The sequence below is a fragment of the Xenorhabdus bovienii genome (assembly GCF_024721015.1).
In the GTDB taxonomy this organism is placed as follows: Bacteria; Pseudomonadota; Gammaproteobacteria; order Enterobacterales; family Enterobacteriaceae; genus Xenorhabdus; species Xenorhabdus bovienii.
Genome location: NZ_JANAIF010000280.1, coordinates 1 through 701, shown reverse-complemented (window position 1 = coordinate 701; position 701 = coordinate 1). Strand labels below are relative to the sequence as shown.

Annotated in this window: 1 protein-coding gene; it reads left to right on the top strand. The window is 32.7% G+C overall.

Annotated features, from left to right (window positions below):
* The first annotated feature begins 401 nt into the window (after window positions 1-401).
* Window positions 402-644 carry a hypothetical protein gene (locus tag NXS07_RS20565; protein ID WP_258087580.1) on the top strand — a complete coding sequence of 81 codons (243 nt, stop codon included), beginning with the start codon at window positions 402-404 and terminating at the stop codon, window positions 642-644.
* Window positions 645-701: the final 57 nt, after the last annotated feature.

Genomic DNA, 701 nt, shown 5'->3' with positions numbered 1-701 from the left:
ATTTGGCGATTAATCAGATCGCGAAAATCGGACTGAGTTCCCTTCAAGTGATCTATTATTTTGAAATTTTATTTAGGGTTCTATGTTAACAACATTTTTAAAGGTGAAGGACCTATACCTAAACTTAAAGGGGATCCTGTTTTAGATGTAAAAATCTATAAGATTAATGATAACCTAGCAGAAGAATTAGTATATGAAAAAAAATCACAAAAATTATAGGGAGTTACGGAAGCCGGGAGGGTATATTATTTACTCTAGTTGAATTTGGTTATCCTTATAAATATGGACAATATCGATTACAGGTAGAAGTTCTAGCTAATTGGCCTGAATTAAAAATGGATTATTTAAATTATTCTCTATATATCCGACAGTACTCAATAAAATAAAGGGATAATTAAAAAATGACGCCAACAAATTCGACAGAAAAATTATTAATGGATATCGCTAACGATAATAGTCGTTCAATAAAAAACAAAAAAATATTTATCAATGAAGCCGCTTATCCAGACCAAGAAGCAAATTATGCAGCAGGAAAGCCATACGCTGTATGCCCGCCACCACAGGCAAGACCTGAATTTGTAGAAAATTTAATTAGGTCTTTAAACAAAAGATATATCGTTACCATTTATACGCAATTAACTTGAAGAGGCGGGTTTTAAAATCTGGAAGTTATCAGTCAACCGAGTGGTGAGCTCTTTCGC